Annotated in this window: 16 protein-coding genes and 1 pseudogene; 11 read left to right on the forward strand and 6 right to left on the reverse strand. The window is 57.2% G+C overall.

The features are described 5' to 3' along the window. Nucleotides 1-7 precede the first annotated feature (7 nt). Nucleotides 8-721 carry a VOC family protein gene (locus BLU15_RS33350; RefSeq protein ID WP_244546895.1) on the reverse strand — a complete coding sequence of 238 codons (714 nt, stop codon included), beginning with the start codon at nt 719-721 and terminating at the stop codon, nt 8-10. A 406-nt stretch (nt 722-1127) separates the two neighbouring features. On the opposite strand from BLU15_RS33350, the gene BLU15_RS33355 reads away from it, so the two are divergent. Then, nucleotides 1128-2114, forward strand: a complete 987-nt coding sequence (locus BLU15_RS33355; protein ID WP_090301342.1) for a LysR family transcriptional regulator — start codon at nt 1128-1130, stop codon at nt 2112-2114. 410 nt (nt 2115-2524) lie between these two features. Further along, the gene (locus BLU15_RS33360) at nt 2525-3739 is read left to right on the forward strand and encodes an acyltransferase family protein (RefSeq protein ID WP_090301344.1); all 1215 of its coding nucleotides are present in this window, start codon (nt 2525-2527) and stop codon (nt 3737-3739) included. 84 nt (nt 3740-3823) lie between these two features. Here the strand turns inward: BLU15_RS33360 and BLU15_RS39720 are convergent, their stop codons facing one another. The 3 genes from BLU15_RS39720 to BLU15_RS33370 form a co-directional block, all read right to left on the reverse strand. Then, nucleotides 3824-4039 (reverse strand): hypothetical protein, encoded by a 216-nt coding sequence (locus BLU15_RS39720; protein WP_176960433.1) that lies wholly within the window; start codon nt 4037-4039, stop codon nt 3824-3826. Nucleotides 4040-4237: 198 nt separating this feature from the next. Further along, nucleotides 4238-7783, reverse strand: a complete 3546-nt coding sequence (locus BLU15_RS33365) for a molybdopterin cofactor-binding domain-containing protein (RefSeq protein WP_090301346.1) — start codon at nt 7781-7783, stop codon at nt 4238-4240. After that, nucleotides 7780-8304 carry a (2Fe-2S)-binding protein gene (locus tag BLU15_RS33370; protein ID WP_090301348.1) on the reverse strand — a complete coding sequence of 175 codons (525 nt, stop codon included), beginning with the start codon at nt 8302-8304 and terminating at the stop codon, nt 7780-7782. The genes BLU15_RS33365 and BLU15_RS33370 overlap by 4 nt, the downstream gene beginning before the upstream one ends. Before the next feature lie 358 nt (nt 8305-8662). Between BLU15_RS33370 and BLU15_RS33375 the strand changes: the two genes are divergently transcribed. The 7 genes from BLU15_RS33375 to BLU15_RS33405 all read left to right on the forward strand — a co-directional run bounded on the left by BLU15_RS33375 (nt 8663) and on the right by BLU15_RS33405 (nt 15269). Further along, on the forward strand, nt 8663-9799 hold the full coding sequence (locus tag BLU15_RS33375) for an FAD-dependent monooxygenase (RefSeq protein ID WP_090301350.1): 1137 nt from the start codon (nt 8663-8665) through the stop codon (nt 9797-9799). After that, nucleotides 9796-10596: an alpha/beta fold hydrolase gene (locus BLU15_RS33380; protein ID WP_090301352.1), complete on the forward strand. Its 801-nt coding sequence runs from the start codon at nt 9796-9798 to the stop codon at nt 10594-10596. The genes BLU15_RS33375 and BLU15_RS33380 overlap by 4 nt, the downstream gene beginning before the upstream one ends. A 73-nt stretch (nt 10597-10669) precedes the next feature. Continuing rightward, the gene (locus BLU15_RS33385; protein ID WP_090301354.1) at nt 10670-11422 is read left to right on the forward strand and encodes a maleate cis-trans isomerase family protein; all 753 of its coding nucleotides are present in this window, start codon (nt 10670-10672) and stop codon (nt 11420-11422) included. Nucleotides 11423-11432: 10 nt separating this feature from the next. Then, nucleotides 11433-12074, forward strand: a complete 642-nt coding sequence (locus tag BLU15_RS33390; protein WP_090301356.1) for an N-carbamoylsarcosine amidohydrolase — start codon at nt 11433-11435, stop codon at nt 12072-12074. Nucleotides 12075-12117: 43 nt separating this feature from the next. Then, nucleotides 12118-13149 (forward strand): 2,5-dihydroxypyridine 5,6-dioxygenase NicX family protein, encoded by a 1032-nt coding sequence (locus tag BLU15_RS33395; RefSeq protein ID WP_090301358.1) that lies wholly within the window; start codon nt 12118-12120, stop codon nt 13147-13149. Between the two features lie 177 nt (nt 13150-13326). Then, the gene (locus BLU15_RS33400) at nt 13327-14640 is read left to right on the forward strand and encodes an MFS transporter (protein WP_090301359.1); all 1314 of its coding nucleotides are present in this window, start codon (nt 13327-13329) and stop codon (nt 14638-14640) included. A 155-nt stretch (nt 14641-14795) separates the two neighbouring features. Next, complete coding sequence (locus BLU15_RS33405) at nt 14796-15269, forward strand: MarR family winged helix-turn-helix transcriptional regulator (RefSeq protein ID WP_090301361.1); 474 nt, start codon at nt 14796-14798, stop codon at nt 15267-15269. A 504-nt stretch (nt 15270-15773) separates the two neighbouring features. Here the strand turns inward: BLU15_RS33405 and BLU15_RS33410 are convergent. Together BLU15_RS33410 and BLU15_RS33415 are read right to left on the reverse strand one after the other, a co-directional pair. Beyond that, nucleotides 15774-16152: pseudogene (locus tag BLU15_RS33410) on the reverse strand (hypothetical protein); the annotation flags it as partial. A 115-nt stretch (nt 16153-16267) separates the two neighbouring features. Next, complete coding sequence (locus BLU15_RS33415; protein ID WP_176960437.1) at nt 16268-18091, reverse strand: LysR family transcriptional regulator; 1824 nt, start codon at nt 18089-18091, stop codon at nt 16268-16270. A gap of 148 nt (nt 18092-18239) precedes the next feature. Here BLU15_RS33415 and BLU15_RS33420 point away from each other — a divergent pair, with 148 nt between their 5' ends. Next, nucleotides 18240-19943 (forward strand): MFS transporter, encoded by a 1704-nt coding sequence (locus tag BLU15_RS33420; RefSeq protein WP_090301363.1) that lies wholly within the window; start codon nt 18240-18242, stop codon nt 19941-19943. Further along, a complete protein-coding gene (locus tag BLU15_RS33425; RefSeq protein ID WP_090301365.1) occupies nt 19933-20610 on the forward strand; it encodes a flavin reductase family protein in 678 nt (225 codons plus the stop codon). The genes BLU15_RS33420 and BLU15_RS33425 overlap by 11 nt, the downstream gene beginning before the upstream one ends. Nucleotides 20611-20685: the final 75 nt, after the last annotated feature.

Below are 20685 nucleotides of genomic sequence, written 5' to 3' on the forward strand. Positions count from 1 at the left end.
ATGCGTTTCAGAAGACGGCAGGTTCGAGGCCGTTAATAATCTCATCCTTGCGGCTCTCGAACCACGGCGGAAATACCAGCGTACTGCCTATCTTGTCAGAAGGCTCATCAACGGCCCAACCGCCATCCACTGTCCATGCAATCTCAAATAATGCGCCGCCCGGAGAGCGGACGTAACAGGACTTGAAATAGTTCCGGTTCTTCTGATCGGAAACATCCGTGAATCCTAGACCCTCCAGATGAGCCTTGAGCCTAAACTGGTTCTCCTCGTTGCCGGAATTCAGAGCGAGGTGGTGAATTGTACCTCCAGCGAGCGTCCACGTTCCCTGCGAAACGTTTGGCTCGTGCAACACTTCTACCATGCTGGCCGGGCCGTTGGAATTCGGGACTGAGAACATCAGACCTTCCTCGCTATCGGCTTCCTTCCTCATCGACATGCCGACCGTGAGGAAGTCATCCATAGACGTGCGATCCCATACCGCGATGGCCGCGCCATAGATGCCCTTGATGCCGTGCTCGGCGAACACACTTTGAGCCTCGTTCACGATCGACGGACGTTTATCCGATGGGTTTTCGACAAGCTCATGCGGAATGCCGCATGGATGATTGAAGAGCACGCGCTTCAGACCGAACCGGCTAGCCTCTGATGCCTCGATCCCCTTCGAGTTCAGGCGATGTACCCAATAGTCGGCGGCGCCCACCGGAATAGCCAGCTGGATCACCTTAGATTGGTTTGTTCCGTAAGCCGGCCAAAGAAGGCAGGCTTACGGAAGGGGAATGTTGTAATGATTGTCGAGGCCTCGCCACTCCTCGAACCATAATAGAGATGATAAATGGGTATTGTGCCGTCGAAGAGGACTGTGCGCTTTACGGAATGCAGGCCGAGCGTCTTGGTGTAGAAGTCATAATCCTCCTGTACGCCGTCTGTGCTCAGCGTTAAATGATGATACCCGTTTATAAGTGACATATTTTTTCATTCCTCCCGAAAAATCCTGGATATTTGTGACAACGGGGTGCCTCCTGCCCCGCTCGGAACGCAGCCGTTTAAGAACAGCGGCGTATAAGAGACTATAGACAATCCGAATTGGCCATTGATGCAATTGTTGATGTCAATTATAGCAAAATGCTATGAAGATTATTGAGAGCCATCTGGTGCAACTTGCCGCCGTCATTGAAACTGGCGGCGTAACGGAGGCAGCGGCTATTCTGGGCATGCCGCAATCATCCGTGTCTCGAACGCTTTCGTTGCTTGAAAAGCGGATAGGCGAGCCCTTGTTTGTTCCTGGGCGAAGGCCACTGCAACCAACCCCGCTTGGAGAACAGCTAGGGGTTCAGGGCCGGTCGATCCTGGTCTCCTCGCGCAAGGCCATGGAGATAATACGGAGCTTCAAATCCGGATCCTTCGGGAGGGTGAAAGTCGGCGGCGTGCCATTCTTCATGGATGCTGTTGTGGCCTCGATGATCGGTGTATTTCAGCGAAAAGAACGCGGCATCATGGTCGAGCAATCCTATGGAAACTACCCGGACCTGTCCACGCAACTCGATGCGGGTCAAATCGACCTGGCCATCACGCCGAGCGGATCAAATGAGTCGAGAGCCGACTATATATTCGAGGCCATCCTGCCCGCACGCAACGTGCTGATCTGCAGCGCGGGGCACCCTATGGTCCGGAAAAGAAATCTAGTGACAGAAGACCTACTCAACTATCCATGGGTCGCTCCCTTGCCTGGTTCGCCGCTGATCCTCGATCTCCAGAATATTCTCGTTACCTTGGGCATCGAAGAATTAGCGATGCGCTATGCGGGAGGTTCGCTTCTTAGTGTCGTAAACTACATAATAGAGACGGATGCGCTCGCAATCCTGCCACTCTCAGTGGCTTTCACCTACCGGGGGGAGAGCAAAATAAGCATTATTCCGTTGCAGATACCGCAGCCCGAGCGAGCGTTGGGGATTTTGTCCAGACGCAAGCCATTTTCGAACCCCGCAGCATCAAAGTTTGCCGCCCATTTGAAGCAGGAGTTCGGCGTACTCAGGCGAGTTGTTGAGAAGTATGACAATTCTATAAAATGGGTGCGCGGACCCTTCTTGAGCGACAGCGAACGCAGGAATCTTTGAGGACGCCGACGGTCGGAGCGTCCGATGTCATTGAGCGCGGCGGAGGTGTTCTGCACGTGTTGAAGCCGCTCGCGATTGCTGAGCGAATACCCCATCGTTGCGGGAAGATCGTTGCGGCCGATCCCATCACGCACGGTTCCCGAACACTACGTGCGGCAGCGAACACTCCTGAAATATCCATCGATACGCTCTGCGGAGACGTCTTCTCCTCGCCGTCGATCCGTTGCATCCCCCTCACGCGCATCGGGAGATACCGGGCAAGACGAGCACTGCCAGAATTTACGAGAAATTTAGGTTAATTTTATCTATCCGAAACCGCCTATTTCGAACCGGAAAAGGAATGATAAAACTTTCACGAACACGTCCTAGGCGTGTCCAAATCCCTTCAGACACAGCCATGGATCGTCGCAATGAATACGATTGCCAATTCAGATTCTGCATATTTTCCATCAGCGCGAAGTCTCTCATCTCAAACCACAGAGAAGGTGCAATCCAGGGCGGTTGGCCCTGATGTTCTGCGCTCCCTTGCAATCCTTCTCGTCATGCTCGTGCATCTCCCCGTCGAGGTGACGCCGTCTTCGCTGGTCGGCGTCCGTACCTATGCCTGGCTCGGAGTCGACATTTTCTTTGTTCTGAGCGGGTTTCTGATCGGAACTCAGCTCTTCAAGGAGGTCTCGCGGACCGATGGCGTAGACCTGAAGTCCTTTTATCTCCGCCGCGCCTTTCGCATTTTCCCGGCGTTTTTCGTTGTTCTCGGCCTCTATGCAATCTTTCCCGTGCTGCGAGACGCTCCGACGATGCAACCGGTCTGGAGCTTCGCGACCTTCACCGTGAATTTCGACTTCGATCCGCGTGTGGGTCGCGCCTTTACGCAGGCATGGTCGCTGTGCGTCGAGGAGCATTTCTATCTGGTCCTGCCGCTTCTCGTATTGCTCCTGCATCGTCGGATCGGCATGCGTACGACGATTCTCGTCGCCGGTACGATGATGATTGCGGGAATGATCCTTCGATACATGATCTGGGAGAGCCAAGTCGGCGTTCTCGTTGATGCCGACAAGCTGCGGGATGCCTTCGCCGTCTACCTCAAAGACGTATACTACCCGACGTACACCCGCTTGGATGGCCTGCTGTTCGGCGTCATCCTTGATGCGGCGAGATTTTTCAAGCCGGAGCTCTGCAAGCGTTACGCGCCTCCGCGTGTTACCCTGCCGGTTGGTGTTGCTCTCGTCGTGGCGGCGCTCGTGTTGTTCTCGATTCGTGGTCCGCTTGCGGGAACAAATCTTTTTCTCGTCTTTCAGGCGCAGCCGGGCACGGTTGCCGGCTTCCCACTGATTTCAATCGGGATCGCTCTCATTCTTGGCGCTTTGCTTGATCTGGAGCCTGTTCTGAAAGGGTGGCGGGTGCCGGGTGGCGTGATCGTCGCCACCTTGTCGTACAGTCTGTATCTGACCCACAAGTCGGTCTTCCATGTCGATAGGCTCATCTTTGGAGAAGAGAACCTTCAGGGCGGTTACGGCTTCGTGGTCTATCTGGCGACCAGTTTTGCGGCCGCAACCGTGCTCTGGTTCTGTGTAGAGAGGACTTTCCTCCTTCTTCGGGATCGCGTTCTCTCTCCGAGAAAATGACTTGCACTGCCAGCTTCAGGCCACCCCCTCAAGCTGGCATAAGTCGCAAATCTCAGGCAGCGCGGAGAAGCACTGCGGCATTCGTTAACGAGGTGAACACAGCAGCCGCTCCTGGCGCTTGAGCATATAGACCATGGCCTGGCCGAGGTTGGACTTGCGCGAGGCGCGCGCGGCCTGGGCTGCCAGCCAAATGAAGAACTCGTCCAGGGCGCGGCAGTTTCTGTCGGATACCCCGGCGATGTCGTCATGGAGGTTCATGCCAGTGTTGTTGGTCTCTATATCGCAAAATCCGTTTTTCAAGTTCACGCTGCCGATACTGATGGCAGGCCGGTAAATCGGCGAAAAGCTGACGCAGGGAACACACAGTCTCGTCGCTAGCAGACTCTATAAGGACTACGGTTCAGGACACAGTTCCGCCCAACTGACGGAAATGGTCGGGTTCGCGAAGAACCCAAGTTTCGTAATGCCGGTTAAAACAGCTCCAAGTCGTTTGTTCCCTCAGTGGCTCGCCGCCGTCACGCGCTGCATCGCGCTGGTCGTTTCCGTCCATGCCGGTTTATCCGGTGCAAAACGCGCCCTGAGATAGGCTGCGAGGTCGTTGATCTGGCTCTCGTTTAACGTATCGCTGAAAGCGGGCATGGACATGACTTCCGGCGCCTCGCGCCCTGTGGTTTCAGCAAGGATCGCTGGCGCCTCGACGCCGTTCAATATCACGTGCAGAATGTTGTCCGGCGTATCGGCATGCAGGTTGCTGTTGAGCGCGAGCGACGACAGGATCGTATTGCCGGCGTGGCAGGTCGCGCACGCACCGTTAAAGATGCGTTCGCCCTTCGGCGAAATGCGGGCGGCGGCGGTTTTGGCGTCTTCGCTGGCGGCAATAGCTGCTTCGTTCTGCGCAGTCGCCTTGGCAGGATCTGTACCGTTTAGACTGGCGAGATAGGTCGCCATGGCGCGAATGTCAGTGTCCGGAAGAGGCTGCATGACCTCGACCACATGCGCCATGGGGCCGGCTGCGCTGCCGTGGTCACGCGAGTGCCCGGTGCGCAGATAATCGTAGAAAGCGTCTGCCGTCCAGCCGACGGGGCCTTTGGCAAAAGCGTTGAGCGCGGGCGCCTCCCAGCCATCGGCTAATCCTCCGGATAGGCGAGCGTTCCCGGTCTTTTCCGCACCTAGCACATTACGCTTGGTATGACAGGCAGAACAGTGACCGAGGGTCTCGACGAGATAGGCGCCGCGGTTCCACTGGGCGTCTCGCGTTTCGACATAGCGGAACGGTTCGGACCTCAGGAACAGCGCGTTCCAGCCGGCCATCATGGAGCGGATATTATAGGGGAACCTAAGCTTTGTTTCCGGCGGCTTTTTTGCGACCGGGCCCTGCGTCATTATATAGGCATAGAGCGCCTGAAGGTCGGCGTCCTCCGCGCCCGCAAACGACGTATAGGGGTGGGCGGGATAAAGATGGTGGCCGTTGCGGCTCACACCCTCGCGCATGGCGCGCTCAAAGGCAGGATAGGACCAGGCACCGATGCCGTTTTTGGGATCGGGCGTGATGTTGGTAGCATAGACAACGCCGAAGGGCGTGTCGAAACGCCGCCCACCGGCGAAAGGGGTACCATCCGGGCCGACATGGCAGACATTGCAGGCGCCTGCTGCTGCGGCCAGACGTCCGCGCTCGATCGTAGCGTCGCTGTAGACGTTGATGTTCGGCTTCTGGATCGGACCGATTGCAGGACGCCATGGCGAGGCCATCGTCACGATGCCCGAAAGGGCAGCGATGGCGCCCGCAGTGGACAGGCCGATATTCCGCAACGAGCGTTTCTTCGCCGGCGCGCCGGGCGTTACTGCGTCATTCTCGCCGTTCAAGGCGGCGAGCACCAGATCCGGCGTCAGCGGCAATTCGCGAAAACGGATGCCGGTCGCATCATAGACGGCATTGGCGATAGCCGATGCGCTTGGTACAGATGCAGACTCACCAACGCCGAGCGGCGGCTCGTCCTGCCGAGGGATCATCAGTACATCGATGCAGGGGACTTCTGGGAACGTGATCAGCGAATAGCCGCCCCATTCCCTAGAAGTTACTGCCGTCGAGGAGAATTCGACCTTTTCCTTCAGTACGCGGCTGGTGGATTGGATCACGTTGCCGTGAATCTGGTGGCGGACGCCATCGGGATTGATCATCATCCCGGAATCCTGGGCGCAGGTCACTTTTGTGACCGCGATCTCGCCGGTTTTCCTGTTGACGGCGACATCGGCGACCCACGCAGCCCATGCGGCCGCCTTTCCCGGGAATGGGCCGTGGATATAGACGGCATAGGCAAAGCCGCGGCCATATAAAAGGTCGCCTTCGCCGCCAAGCGTGCCCCATGTGTTATGCGGCACCCAGTTTGCCCGCGTGGCCAGCGCCGTGACCAGATCGACCGCACGGGGATCGTGGAGATAGCGCAGCCGGTATTCGATCGGATCGACGCCCGCAGCGGCTGCCAGTTCGTCCACATAGCACTCATGAGCAAAGGTGTTCGGCATGGCGGAAACGCCGCGAAACCATGAGGCCCGGGCGATTGGCGGCATGTCGTGCACCGTGACGCGAAGGTTACCATAGGCATAGGGCGGGATCGCGGTTCGGTCGCCCATCTGCACGATGTTCGAGACTGGGGGCACCTTGCCGGTCAGTATCAGGGGCAGGGTGGGGGCGAGGTTAGAGGGATAGCGCGTTTCGAAATCATACGCGGAAGGGCCACCTTCCAGATCGAGCCCGCCCCGTACATCCATGACTTGCGCGGCTCCCTTGGGCTCCCAAGCATGTTCCTGCTCGCGGCTCAATTGCACCCTGACCGGCAACTTCACCGCGCGCGACAGGAGGGCCGCATCGGCGGTCACGTCGTCTGCGCAGTTGCGGCCGTAGCATCCGGCAGCTTCAAGCCGTTCGACGAGGATCATCTCCTCCGGCATGTCCAGCAACAACGCGAGATCGCGGCGCATCGGAAACGGATTTTGCGTGCCGGACCAGACTGTCAGACCGTCGTCCCGATAGTCGGCCACGGCACAGGAAGGCCCGATCGAGCCGTGCATCTGGTAAGGCCAGATATAGGTGCGGTTCATCGGTTTGGCGCTGCCGGCCAGGGCCATGTCGACATTACCACGATCCGCCAGCTTGCGCGGGGTCCCGGGGTTGGCGCGCAGGGCAGCTTCCGGTGCGTTGAGGTCCGGGCGTTGCTGCGCCGCGCGCCAGACGACCTTTAGACGCTTGGCCGCCTCGATGGCGTTCTCCTCGCGCGTCGCGACCACACCGACGAAATCGCCGATGGCGACCACGCCCACCAGCCCCTCGATGTCTGCAACAGATGTCTCATCCACGGAAATCAGGCTGTTACCGACATGCTCGCCATGATCGAAACCGGCATAGGGCGGACGTACGACGCGGCCGTGCAGCATTCCCGGCACGCGCACGTCGTGCACATAGGTCCAGCGCCCAGTCGCCTTTGCCGGAATGTCGACGCGCGGACGCGACGAGCCGACAATCGTATATGCCAAAGCCGGTTTGAGTTCGGCTTCGAGGTCGATCGACAGGCGCACATGCTTCCCGGCGACGAGATCGGCAAAGCTCAAACTCCAGTTTTCACTGGAATCGGCGCGAATGACCCCTTCGTCCACAATGAGCTTGCCGAGCGGCGTGCCGGTCTTCTCGGACGCTTTAACAAGGAGGTGTTGCCGCGCGGTCGCCGCTGCAAACCGGAGTGGAACGGCCGTGATCTGGATTGTTTCGCTGGCAATGGTTGCGCCTTGATTCGGAGCGGCCGAGGTTGTCCCCAGTACCATGTCGACCTGCTCGAACGGGACACAGAGCTCCTCTGCGACGATCTGCGCCAGCGCAGTCCGGATGCCGGTTCCGAGATCGACATGGCCGTTGAACGCAGTGACCCGCCCTTCCGCGCCGATTGCAATATAAATTTCTGCCGCATCGCCTTGCGCAGCATCGGAGACGACAAGCAGCGAATTTGCAGCCGCCATGTAGGTCGACTTGGGTGTTTCACGGTTCATAGTCATGGCGAAACCTCCGTCGTGCCGCCCGTCATCGAACTGGATGCGCGCTCCGTTCGTGTATACGCAACGGCCCGCCGCGCGGCGGCCAATATTTCTATATGGGTGCCGCAACGGCAGAGATGGTGTCGCAGCGCTTCGCGAATATCGCTTTCATCAGGCTCGGCATTGCGCTCGAGCAGCCCGACTGTGGCGATGATCATGCCATTGAGACAATAGCCGCATTGCGCCGCCGCTTCCTCTATGAAGGCCCGCTGCACCGGATGCAGATTTCCGGCCGCCGCCAGCCCCTCGAGCGTGGTTACGCGCCGTGTCCCGACCGCACCAAGCGGCACGGTACAGGACCGGACCGAACGACCATCTACCAGAACAGCGCAAGCGCCGCATTCACCAAGGCCACAACCGTATTTCGGGCCGTTCAGGGAAAGGTCGTTCCGCAGAATGTAAAGGAGCGGTGTTTCAGGCTTTGCATCAACGTGCCAGAGGGCGTTGTTGACGTTCAATGACACGGAAGCCGGCGGCGTCAAAGCTGCTGCTCCGGTCGCGCGACAACGATCAAGCCCATGCCTTTTGTTATCAGATGGATCGCTATGCCGCAGGCTCCCCGCAGGTACCTGCAAATCATAACGATGCGACTGTCACCGACATCACGCATCAACTGCCCCTTATTATTATATAAAAAGCGTATACGCTGCATACCGCAAGCTGGCAAGTCGAAATCTGCCGTTGCAAACAGCGGGGAACTCGACAGGTTCTGGTCTGAAAAGCGCCAATCCGATAAAAATCGACGTGAGGCACTTGCTATTTAAAGCGTATACACTACAAATTATGATACGCTTCCAATTGCGAGAACAACACGTCAGAAGACGGTCTAAAGGGGTCGCCATGTCCAGGGAAAAAGAAACGATTGCGATTATCGGCGCAGGCCTCGGCGGCGCCGTTGCCGGTGCTCTGCTTCAGCGCGCCGGTTTTGACGTGAATGTATATGAACAGGCGCCCAGCTTCTCGCGCCTTGGTGCGGGCATTCACATGGGGCCGAATGTCCTAAAGATTTTCGAGCGCATCGGCGTCGACAGGAAGGTCATCGATATCAGCAGCACTCCGACCCATTGGTTCAGCCGTGACGGCATCACAGGTGACTATCGTTCGCGGATTCTACTAGAAGGCTACGGCGCGACCTATTGCACCGTTCATCGCGGGGATTTGCAGGCGATCCAGTGTGACGCGCTTCAGCCGGGGACGCTGCATTTCGGCAAGAAGCTGGCGCGCGTCGAGGACGATGGCACCGATGTACGGATCGAGTTCGAAGACGGAGCGTCGGTTCGCGCCGATATCGTCATCGGCGCCGACGGCATCAACTCCCGGGTGCGCGAAACGCTGCTGGGCGAGGAGAAGCCGAATTACAGCGGCTGGGTCGGCCATCGCGCGCTGATTTCCTCCGACAAGCTGAAGAAATTCGATCTCACTTTTGAAGACTGCGTCAAGTGGTGGGGGGCGGACCGGCATATGATGGTCTATTACACGACGGCAAGTCGTGACGAATACTATTATGTCACGGGCGTTCCGCATCCGGCCTGGGAATTCGACTCGGCGTTTGTCGACAGCAGCCGCGAGGAGATGGCTTCTGCCTTCGAGGGATACCACCCAATCATTCAGGCGTTGATCGAAAGCACCGACACGGTGACCAAGTGGCCGCTGTTCAACCGCAATCCGCTGCCACTGTGGAGCAAGGGCCGCCTGGTGCTTCTCGGCGATGCCTGTCACCCGATGAAGCCGCATATGGCGCAGGGTGCTGCAATGGCAATCGAAGATGCCGCCATGCTGACTCGCTGCCTCAAGGAAACGGGTATCAGTGATTTCCACACGGCCTTCCAGCTTTACGAAGCCAACCGCCGCGATCGGGCAACGCGTGTGCAGGCCATTTCCAATGCCAATACCTTCCTGCTCGACCAGGAAGATCCGTCCTGGGTCTATGGCTACGACATCTATGCCGAGCCTCTAAAGAGCGAGAACGCGGCATGAGCGGGAAAGCGTTGTACGGGGCGAATGTTTTTGCCAACGGCATCCGCCAGCACTATCTGCGTTATGGCGGTAAAGGTCCTGTCGTCATCCTGATCCCGGGCATCACGAGCCCGGCAATCACCTGGGGTTTCGTCGCCGAGCGGCTGGCCGAGCGATACGACGTCTACGTGCTCGACGTACGCGGACGCGGCCTGTCTTCGACCGGGCCGGATCTCGATTACGGTCTGGATGACATGGCCGCCGATGTCGTCGGCTTCGCATCGGCGCGCGGGCTTTCTAGGCCGGCACTGCTCGGTCACTCCATGGGTGCGCGGATTGCAGTTCGCGCGGCGGTCTCTGCTCCGTCTGCCTTTTCGCGCCTGGCACTGATCGATCCGCCCGTTTCCGGCCCAGGCCGCCGGGACTATCCGAGCAAGTTGCCATGGTATGTCGACAGTATCCGGCTCGCGCTGAAAGGCATCGACGCGGAAGGCATGAAGGCATTTTGCCCGACATGGTCGGACGAGCAGCTCAAGTTGCGGGCCGAATGGCTTCACACCTGCTACGAGCCCGCCATCGTCACCGCGTTCGAGGATTTTCATAACGACGATATCTTTCCGGATCTGCCGAAGCTGACGCAACCCGCCCTGTTGATGGTGGCAGGCCGTGGCGGTGTGATCGGGCAAGCGGATGAAGACGAAGCGCTCTCGCTTTATCCGAAACTGGAGATCGTCCGGGTGCCTAACGCTGGACACATGATCCCCTGGGATGATTTTGACGGGTTCTTCGCAGCCCTTGGAGACTTTCTCTCCCGTTGACCGGCAGCGGCGGTTCAGGTGTTCCGCCGCTGTTTCCTTTTACCATTGTTCGCGAAGCAGAGGATGTCATCCCGTGCAGAAATATTACCGTATCGGCCAGATCGTACCCAGTTCCAACACCACCATGGAAACCGAAATCCCGGCCATGCTGACGGCGCGGCAATCCATCCGCCCGGAACGCTTCACCTTCCATTCCAGCCGCATGCGCATGAAGAAGGTGGTCAAGGAAGAACTGGCGGCGATGGATGCGGAATCCGACCGTTGCGCCATCGAACTCTCCGATGCCCGTGTCGATGTGCTGGGTTACGCCTGCCTGGTTGCGATCATGGCCATGGGGCTCGGCTACCATCGCCAGTCGGAAAAGCGCCTGACCGGCCGCACACAAGAAAACGGAACGGATATCCCGGTCGTCACGAGCGCCGGCGCCCTGATCGAAGGGCTGAAGGTCATGAAGGCGAAAAAGATCGCTGTGGTGGCACCCTATATGAAGCCGCTCACCGAACTCGTCGTCGATTATATCCGCGAAGAAGGTTTCGAGGTCGTGGATTGGCGGGCGCTCGAAATTCCCGACAATCTCGACGTCGCGCGTCATGATCCGGAAAACCTGCCCGCTATCGTGCAAGCGCTCGACCTCACCGATGTCGATGTGATCGTGCTCTCGGCCTGTGTGCAGATGCCGTCTTTGCCGGTCATTGCCAAGGTTGAGGCCATGACGGGTAAGCCGGTTCTGACGGCCGCAGTCGCCACGACTTACTGCATGCTGAAATCGCTCGGTCTGGAAGCGGTCGCGCCGGGTGCCGGTGCGCTTCTGTCCGGGGCCTACTAGGGAGACGATGATGCAAAGCGCGGAAACGAACTATCAGGGGGTATGGGGCAACCGGATCGGGTTCGGTCAAAGTCCGGCTCTCCTCGTTGTCGATTTCCTGAAAGCCTATACGATCGAGGGGGCGCCTCTCTACGCACCCGGCGTGGTCGATGCGGTCGCGCAGACGCCCGAATTGATCAATGCCGCCCGCGCCGCCGGCATTCCCGTCATCCATACCCGCATTCTCTATTTGGCGGAAAACTGCGCTGATGGCGGCATGTGGGTGAAAAAGTCGCCGGTCATGAAGGCGATGGTCGAGGGCAATGTACTGGCCGAGTTCTGCGATGAGGTGCAGCCCGAACAGGGTGAGCTCGTTATCGTCAAGCAATATGCCAGCGCATTCTTCGGCACCAGCCTGGCGTCGCATCTGCACGCGCAGGGCATCGACACGGTAATCATAGCGGGCTGCTCGACCAGCGGCTGCATCCGTGCAAGTGCCGTCGATGCGGTTCAATACGGGTTCCGGCCCATCGTCGTGCGTGATTGCGTTGGCGACCGGCATCCCGACCCGCACAATGCCAACCTCTTCGACATCGACAGCAAATATGGCGATGTCGTCTTAAAGGAAGAAGCGATCGCCGAAATCGCCAAGGTCAAGATCGGCTGTCCGTAACGGGACAAAACACCCACGCCTTGAATCAATAAAGGGAACAAGCATGGATCACTTCAGCTTCACGGAAATATGCCTGCATCAGTTGAAGATGTCGGGCGTCCACGAGGGCGAAAAACTTATCGTCCTGACCCAGGGCAACGAGCGCCTCGATTATGCCGATGCCTTCATGGCGGCGGGCATGCGCCTTGGCGCCAAGATGTATCACATGCGTTTGCCGCCGGTGCCGCCGGCCGGTGCATGGGCGGTCGGCCAGACGGGCCTTGCAGCCATGCCGGAAGCGGTGGAGGCCTTGAAGGCCGCCGACATGTTGATCGATTGCATCTTTCTGCTCTTCAGCCCGGAACAGATGGCGATCCAGGCATCCGGCACGCGTATTCTGACCGCAGTGGAACCGCCGGAGCTGCTCGCCCGCATGCTGCCGACAAAAGAACTGCGCGAGCGCGTCGAATTTGCCGGTGATCTGCTCTCCAAGGCCAAGGTAATGCGGATCACCTCGGCGCATGGTACTGACGTGACCTACAAGCTCAACACTTATCCCGCCATCACCGAATATGCGTGCACCGACGAGCCGGGCCGGTGGGATCACTGGCCATCCGGCTTCGTGTTCACCGGTGGGGATGATGACGGTGTTGACGGTACGATCGTCGTTGCTCCCGGCGATATCCTGCTGCCCCAGAACATCTACGTGCGCGACCCGATTTTCTATACGATCGAAAACGGTTGGATTACCGACATTCGCGGTGGCCTCGACGCCGAGCTGGTCAAATCCTACATGGACGGTTTCAAGGATCCACGCGGTATGGGTATGAGCCATGTCGGCTGGGGCCTCAATCAGAACGCCAAGTGGCATCGTATGGTGCCCGGCGAATTCCCGGGAGGCATGGGCATGGAAGCCCGCTCGTTCTACGGCAACGTCATGTTCTCGACTGGCCCGAACAACGAGCTGGGCGGACCGAACGACACGGCTTGCCACCTGGACATTCCGATGCGCAATTGCTCGCTGTTTCTGGATGACGAGCCGATGGTTCTTGACGGTGACATCGCCGTCAAGGAAATGCAGTACAAGTTCGGCTGAGCCTTCGGCTCCGGCCGGATCATATTCTGGGAGACGAAGAAACTTCAATAGCTCCGGTCGCCGTAATTGCGGTCGGGGCGTGTCAAACCCGCGCGCTCGCTGTCGAGAGATACAAGGTGGCAAAGACCACCACTTTCGAGCAACAGCGACCCGCATGTTTTAAAAAAGAGGGGTACTATGCAGAAACCAATTACAGTTGAAGAAGGCATCAGAGCGGCCGGCGTTGGCCGTTTTCAGAAGCGGCTATTCATCATTTTCGGCCTTGTCTGGGCCGCTGATGCCATGCAGGTTTTAGCGATCGGCTTTAGCGCACCGTCGATCGCTAAGAGTTTCGGCATCACCGTACCGCAGGCCCTGCAGACCGGCACGCTGTTTTTTTTCGGAATGCTGATCGGCGCGTTCGTCTTCGGACGGCTCGCTGACCGGATCGGTCGCAGGCCTGTGCTGTTCATCGCCATCATCCTGGATGCGATATGTGGGGTTGCCTCCGCTTTCGCGCCGGATCTTCAATGGCTCCTAGTGGCGCGTTTCCTAACGGGCCTCGGCGTCGGCGGAACGCTTCCGGTGGATTATGCGATGATGGCGGAATTCCTTCCGTCCGACCGGCGCGGCCGCTGGCTGGTTCTGCTCGAAGGCTTCTGGGCGATCGGCACGGTAGCACTCGCCCTGCTGGCGCTCGTTGCCGGAACACAAGGCGGCGAAGCATGGAGAACGATCTTCTTCGTGACCGGCCTTCCGGCCCTCATCGGCGTCCTGCTGCGCTTCTACGTTCCTGAATCGCCTCTCTATCTCAATCAGCAGGGCCGTTCCGATCAGGCGAGGCAGGTGCTGCAAAGGGTTGCCAGCGCGAACGGCACGAAAGTTGAAATTCCGCCGCTCATGCCGCAGAAGCCGCAAAAGAAGTCCATCGGTGCACTTTTTTCCGGCGATCTGCGCCGCCGGACGATTTTCCTGATGCTCGCCTGGATGCTGATTTCGGTGTCCTACTACGGTGTGTTCGTCTATCTGCCGGTGAAGCTCGCGGCCGATGGTTTCGGTTTCGTCCGTGGCCAGGTCTTTCTCGTCATTCTGGCGATCGCCCAGCTTCCGGGCTATGCGCTTGCTGCCTATGGTGTCGAGAAATGGGGGAGAAAACCCACATTGATCGGCTTCCTGCTGCTCAGCGCCATCGGAACGCTCGCCTACGGGCTGGGGCAGACGGCAGAGATCGTGGTGGCAGCGACTTTGCTGCTCAGCTTCGCGCTGCTCGGCACATGGGGTGCGATCTACGCCTTCACGCCCGAGATTTACCCGACGACGCTTCGGGCGAGCGGGATGGGCATGGCCGGGTCGGTCGCGCGTTTCGGCGGTCTCCTGGCACCTTCGATCGTGGCACCTTTGATGACGTCGAACTTCGGCCTTGCTTTAGGAGTGATTTCCGGCCTGCTGGTTGTCGCCGCCTTCAGCGTCTGGCTCATCAACGCGGAATCGAAAGATCGTGTCCTCGAGTAAGCCGACTGCTATCTCGCGGCGCGTCAGCAGCGTGCCGCGAGACGTCGCCCTAGCTGGACGCCGCTCATGCCGACCGGACATTGCAGATCGACCTGCTTGCGATTTGCAGCGTTTTGGAGGAATAAGGACCTGAAGTGAGAGCGAGCGTCACAACCATGACTGACGACAAAGACACGATGGAAGAGAGGTGGCCGGAGCATTATCTTGTCACCGAGCAGGTTGGACATCTGCTGCGAAAGGCTTATCAGCGGCATCTCGCGATCTTCCAGAGCAATGCCAGTGATCCCGACCTGACGTCGGTCCAATTCGTGACGCTCTGTGCCCTGCATGACCTTGGTCCGAGTTCGCAGGTCGAGCTTGTCAAGGCGACCTCGGTCGATCAGGCAACGATCCGCGGCATCGTTGAAAGGCTGAAAGCGCGCGGTTTGATCGATCTCTCCAGAGATGAGGCCGATGGCCGCAAAGTGGTGATTTCGCTTTTGCCTAAGGGCAAAGCGGTGGTTGAGCAAATGTATCCGCAGGGCCACGTTATCAGTGAAAAGACCATGCGGCGCCTTAATCCGGCTGAGCGCGTGGCGCTTTTGTTCCTTCTGCGCAAGATTGCGGAAGATGATGATCCCGAGATTTGATTGATTCCGTTGCCGGCGTTGTTCGAGAATTTCCGAGCCGCTGATTAAACTCCTATTGATGGACCTATCTTGACGAAGAGCACTCAGCGGGCATGGCGACCAGTGCGCGACCCGGAGCAGCCTTTGAGATTTGGCCGATGCCCTGAACTTACGTTGTTAATATCGGTAGCTAGGAGCGTAGCCAAGGGTGACTTCATGGGCCAGATTGAGATTCCGACGAGAGTCGAGCGCCGTCCCGCGCCAAGGTTGGGACGGCGAGATCCAGGCCGAGTGCATCTAGCGCTGCACAGGTCGGACGGTCTCGCCCAGCCTTGATCAGCACGACGATGGCGTAGGGGGACTCCAGGAGCTTCTCGCCGACATACGAACATGGCATGGCGGAATCCGCGAGTTTCTCATGAACCAGCAAGGCCGACGAGGCAAGTGCAACCGCTTACTAACACCAACGCCTCGAGCAAAAAAAAGCGCTCCGACGCTCACCATAGAGACGCGCAGCCCACGGCATTAGTCTGTTGATGCGCGAGGAGCCGTCGGTTGTTTCAGAACTTCTGCTTTGCGCGCTTTGGCGACGGCAGCAGCATCGTCGCGGGTGGGTGGACCTGGCCCTTTCCTCTCGCTGAGTTTGCGGATAGGCGCGATGATATCGCCGGTGACGGCATGGCCGCGAATGACGAGCCACTAGAGCTTGGGGGCGAAGCCGGTTCCTATCAGAAAGCAGATTTCCCAGTCCATGGCATCGAAGGTTAGATCATAGATCCCGGTGAACTTGGGCTGGTGGTCTTTCGGCTTTTCGGCGAGGCTCGCCGATTCATTGCCAGCTTCAGGACCTCCGGGATCCACTGACATGGGTCGATAACCTCGGGCCGATGATGAGAACCGTGAGACTTCAGAATCCACGCCCGTTAAGCTTTGCCGTGTTGCCGAGCGATGCGAGCACAGCGAAAGCCTCTGCGCCGCGCGCACCGCCCACAAACAATGCTTCCATCGCTAATCAAAAATCAGCCTCTTAGATGATGCTTCAACAGTGCGACTAGTTCACGCTCCTCAATAGTTAGCTGTCGGTCCGACGAGTAAATGACCTGTATATTCCGAACTATCGACGGATTTTCAATAATGCTAGAGCAAAGGTCTCCTGCTTCTCCTTCAACATCGGAAGGCGGCAGTATCGTCGCTAACTTCCCCGTCCGCACCATGGCGATACACATAGAGAGCGATTCGACTTCCACTACAGGATGCAGAAACGTTTTCCGGCCCAGCCCTGCTGCTTCGACAAGTTGCCTCAGGCCAAATCGCCTCGTTGGCAAAACGAGAGGTATGAAGCTTAAATCATCATAGTTAAGCGGGAGCTCAGGACGAGCAAGGCCAGAGTCTCGTCTATATACCAGCGCCAATTTTTCCCATGACCCAACGTCAAATCTCGGCAAATCACGTGACTTAATGGCTACTATCGCTAGATGTAAACTGCCTCGACGAATTCGCGCTCGAAGGGCGTCATTTGGTTCTTCCGATATCCGCAATTGCTGGTCAGGAAAGAATTGTCGCCAAGCTTCTACTGCTTGCGCGACCTTTGAAATTAAAAAACTGTTCGGCCCTACCGCCGGAAGGATTCCCAGCTCGACGCGTCCTTTTCGTATATTGATGCCTCGCGGGCGATGTAGAACAAGCTTACGGTGCGAGTGATGGATCAACTCGGCTGCGTCGCTGAATCTGCGGCCCGCTTCGGTAAGTTGAAGACCGTTCGCTCGCCGTTCGAGGAGCGGAGCGTCTATTCTCTTTTGCAAATCTGAAAGTTGAGCGGTGATAGCTGTCGGAGCTATGCCAGCGATGCTCGCGCTGGCTTTGATCGAGCCATTCTCATTTAAAAGTCTGAAGTAAGTAAGCTGCCTCGCTGTTACAGACGGAGGGGGGGTGGAAGATAGCTTGTCCGAAGATAGAGCCTCCTTCAGCTTGCTCACGAACATTTTGCAGGCCGGGTCGTCGAGGTTTGTCGTTGCGATGATGTCTAGGTCTACCGGAGGCGTAAGATCTTTCGCGGACGCCCGAGAGTGGAGGAAGCGACCAGCAAGGTACTCCGCCGGAACGATTATTGGCGGACAGAAAACGTCCGTTTGAAACTGGTTTAAACTTTCCAATATGCCCTGACCGAGCGGTCGCGCGTGATTTATGTCGCTGCGACGATTGAGCTTTTTTGCGAGGTATCGAGAGGACAGTCCTGGAATGTCGTGAACCCGAAATGTTTCCTGAGCTGTGATGGAGACGGGGGCAAGTGGCGTGGGGCCCAGCAGAACAAGTGTGTCACTTCCAATCACTTGACTTAGATTACTATGACAAGTTGGCCCATCTCGGTCGGCGTAATAGATTTCAACTGAGTTTTGGATCACTATGTTGGCTTGAGATATATCTTTGGGTCGAGGTTTCGGTTGCCCGCCTGTCCATTCGACGACAAAAAACACTTCTGGAACCACAGTAGCAACGGCCCTAATGGAATGTGCGACGGCATGTGATAGCTTTCCGCCGGCAAGGCATTGGTCAAGACGAAGTAAGACAGTGCGCAGTGGCGCTTTGCCATATCTTGCGTAGTTCGCTGCAAACCACTCAGCGCTCAAAATGCCAAACGCTTCCCGAAACACCCAGGGGGCGATTTCAGTGGCTTGCAACCCTCTTCCTGACCGTTCGAAAAGAGTGATACCCAGCTCGTCTTCGAGGGAGCTCATGCTTTCGCTGAGAGTAGAAATCGCAATGCCAAGTTCGCCTGCTGCCGCGTGATAGCTCTGCGCGCGAAACGCTGCATCGAAATAGTGAAGTAGCTTGAATTCGAGCACAAATATTCCCCGATAAGGGCCAAGCGAGCTATCCAATCCGAGGCAATTGTTCGGTTCCGCTTGTGCATAGTTTCGGAATTAATGAGCTTACAGATTGGGTGCCTCTGGGTAAAGTGAGTTGAGGCAAACAAAAAGCAAGGATGGGGACATGACTTGGACTAGAACGGCTTCTGAAAGCTCCCAAACTAATCTACGCAAAGTAATTGTTGGGGCATCACTCGGCACTGTTTTTGAATGGTATGACTTCTTTATTTATGCGCTTTTAGCGTCGGTTCTTGCGAGGCAATTCTTTGCGGGCGTCAACGAGACCGCCGCATTTATTGTGACGTTGCTATCGTTTGCGGCGGGAACAGCTATTCGGCCTCTAGGCGCGGTCATTTTTGGACGCCTTGGCGACATCTGGGGTCGCAAGCGGACCTTTCTCGTAACCATTAGCTTGATGGGTGGGGCGACGTTTTGCATAGGCTTGCTCCCCGGGTATGCCACATGGGGAGTTTCTGCCGCGTTTCTACTTGTCGGCCTGCGACTTCTGCAAGGTTTTGCTCTTGGTGGTGAATACGGTGGCGCTGCAATCTATGTTGCTGAACATTCGCCGCCCCGTAGTCGCGGGTTCTATACAAGCTGGATTCAGATAACTAGCCCATTAGGCCAATTGCTAGGGATGATGGTCATCGTCCTGACGCAGGCGGTCGTTGGGATGCAGGATTTTGCCGACTGGGGATGGCGAATACCTTTCCTATTATCAATCATTCTGCTGCTTATTTCGGTCTGGATTCGCACGACTCTACATGAGTCCCCCGTATTCTTGGCTATGCAGCGCAAAGGTGAGGTCTCCCGTGAGCCATTGAAAGAAATGTTCTTCCAATGGCGCAATCTAAAGATCCTTCTGGTGGCACTGTTTGGCCTCGCTGCTGGCCAAGCAATTGTTATTAACGTGGGGATGACGTACTCGTTCTTCTTTCTTACACAAACATTAAAACTTGATTTTTCAACTGCCAACATCCTCTTGGCAGTCGCCCTAGCTGTTACGGCACCTCTATTCGTCTTGTTCGGAGCTCTGTCGGATCATGTCAGCCGAAAGAAAGTCATCTTAACGGGCCTTGCGTTGGCGATTGTTGGATATGGTCCGATTTTTCGCGGCTTGACTCACTACGGTAACCCCGCTCTTGAGGCCGCACAGGCAAATGCGCCGGTAACCGTAATAGCCGATCCCGCGGATTGCTCCTTCCAGTTTAACCCAGTGAGCAGCGCAAGTTTTCGATCCTCTTGCGATACCGCCAAGGCGTTCCTAAGCCGTAGTGGCGTTCCCTATGACAATATGGCCGCTCCGACAGGAACCTTAGCGCGCGTTGAGGTTGGCGGACAATCGGTCGCCAGCTTTGAAGGCAAGTCGCTTGCTTCTGCGGACTTCGCTTCGAAGCAGAAAGATTTCTACGCAGGCCTCGCCGCGGTAGTCAAAAATGCCGGATATCCTGCCGCAGCAGACCCAGCACAGGTTAATAAACCTATGATTGTGGTCCTTCTTTCTTTGCTGATGGTGCTCGCAACCATGGTATACGGGCCAATGGCGGCGCTACTCGTCGAGATGTTCCCCGCGCGGATCCGTTACAGTTCAGTTTCGACGGCCTATAACATCGGGAACGGCTGGTTCGGTGGCTTTACCTCTCCTGTAGCCTTCGCACTCATTGCCGCCTCCGGAAACATCTACGCTGGCCTCTGGTACTGCATCGGGGTGCTTGCCCTGACTCTGGTGATTGGAGGACTTTTCCTCAAACCGGTCCATGACGATCAAGAAATACTGGGCCATGAACATAAAAACGATGTCCCGACGGAGGCGAAGCATGTTCTTTGACCCGATCCTAAAAGACCATGGATTACCGTACAATCCCTTCAAATCCTGCGTTGTGCCAAGACCAATCGGCTGGATATCAACCATCATGGATGATGGGAGAATAAACTTGGCACCGTATTCGCAGTTCAATATCGTCGGGTTTGACCCGGGCTATGTCATGTTCTCGGCAAACCGACACCCCCCGGACTGGCGGCGAAAGGACTCCAGCGATTATGCCGAACGGCGAGGCGAGTTCGTCTACAATATGGCGACCTGGGAACTTCGGCAGTACGTCACCCGCAGCTCCCAGATTTACGATCGGAATATCAGCGAAGTAGATGCTGTCGGACTAACCACGGCGCCGAGTAGGAAGATTAAGACACCACGCATCGCAGAGTCTCCTGTTGCGTTCGAGTGTGAGTTCTACTCGACTATGTGTCTCCCCGGCGATTCGATTGGGACATCGCACTATATCGTCGTTGGGAAAGTGGTCGGCATCCACATAGATGATAGCGTTATAGGTAAGGACGGCAAACTCGATATTCCTAAGATCAAGCCGCTAGCCCGCCTTGGTTACGCAGACTACACTTGCGTTGAACACGTCTTTCCAATCGAACTGGAAGATGATTGGGCAAACCAAGAAGATGCCGCCAGCCACAATCGGTACGGACTGGTTGGCGGAGGCTAACCTATCTCAGCTTAGTCACGTAAGGGTCGGAGCCCGAAGTCTCCGGCCCGACGATCTGATAGCCAGACGGCCTGA

The organism is Ensifer sp. YR511 (assembly GCF_900103045.1).
GTDB classification, from domain to species: domain Bacteria; phylum Pseudomonadota; class Alphaproteobacteria; order Rhizobiales; family Rhizobiaceae; genus Ensifer; species Ensifer adhaerens.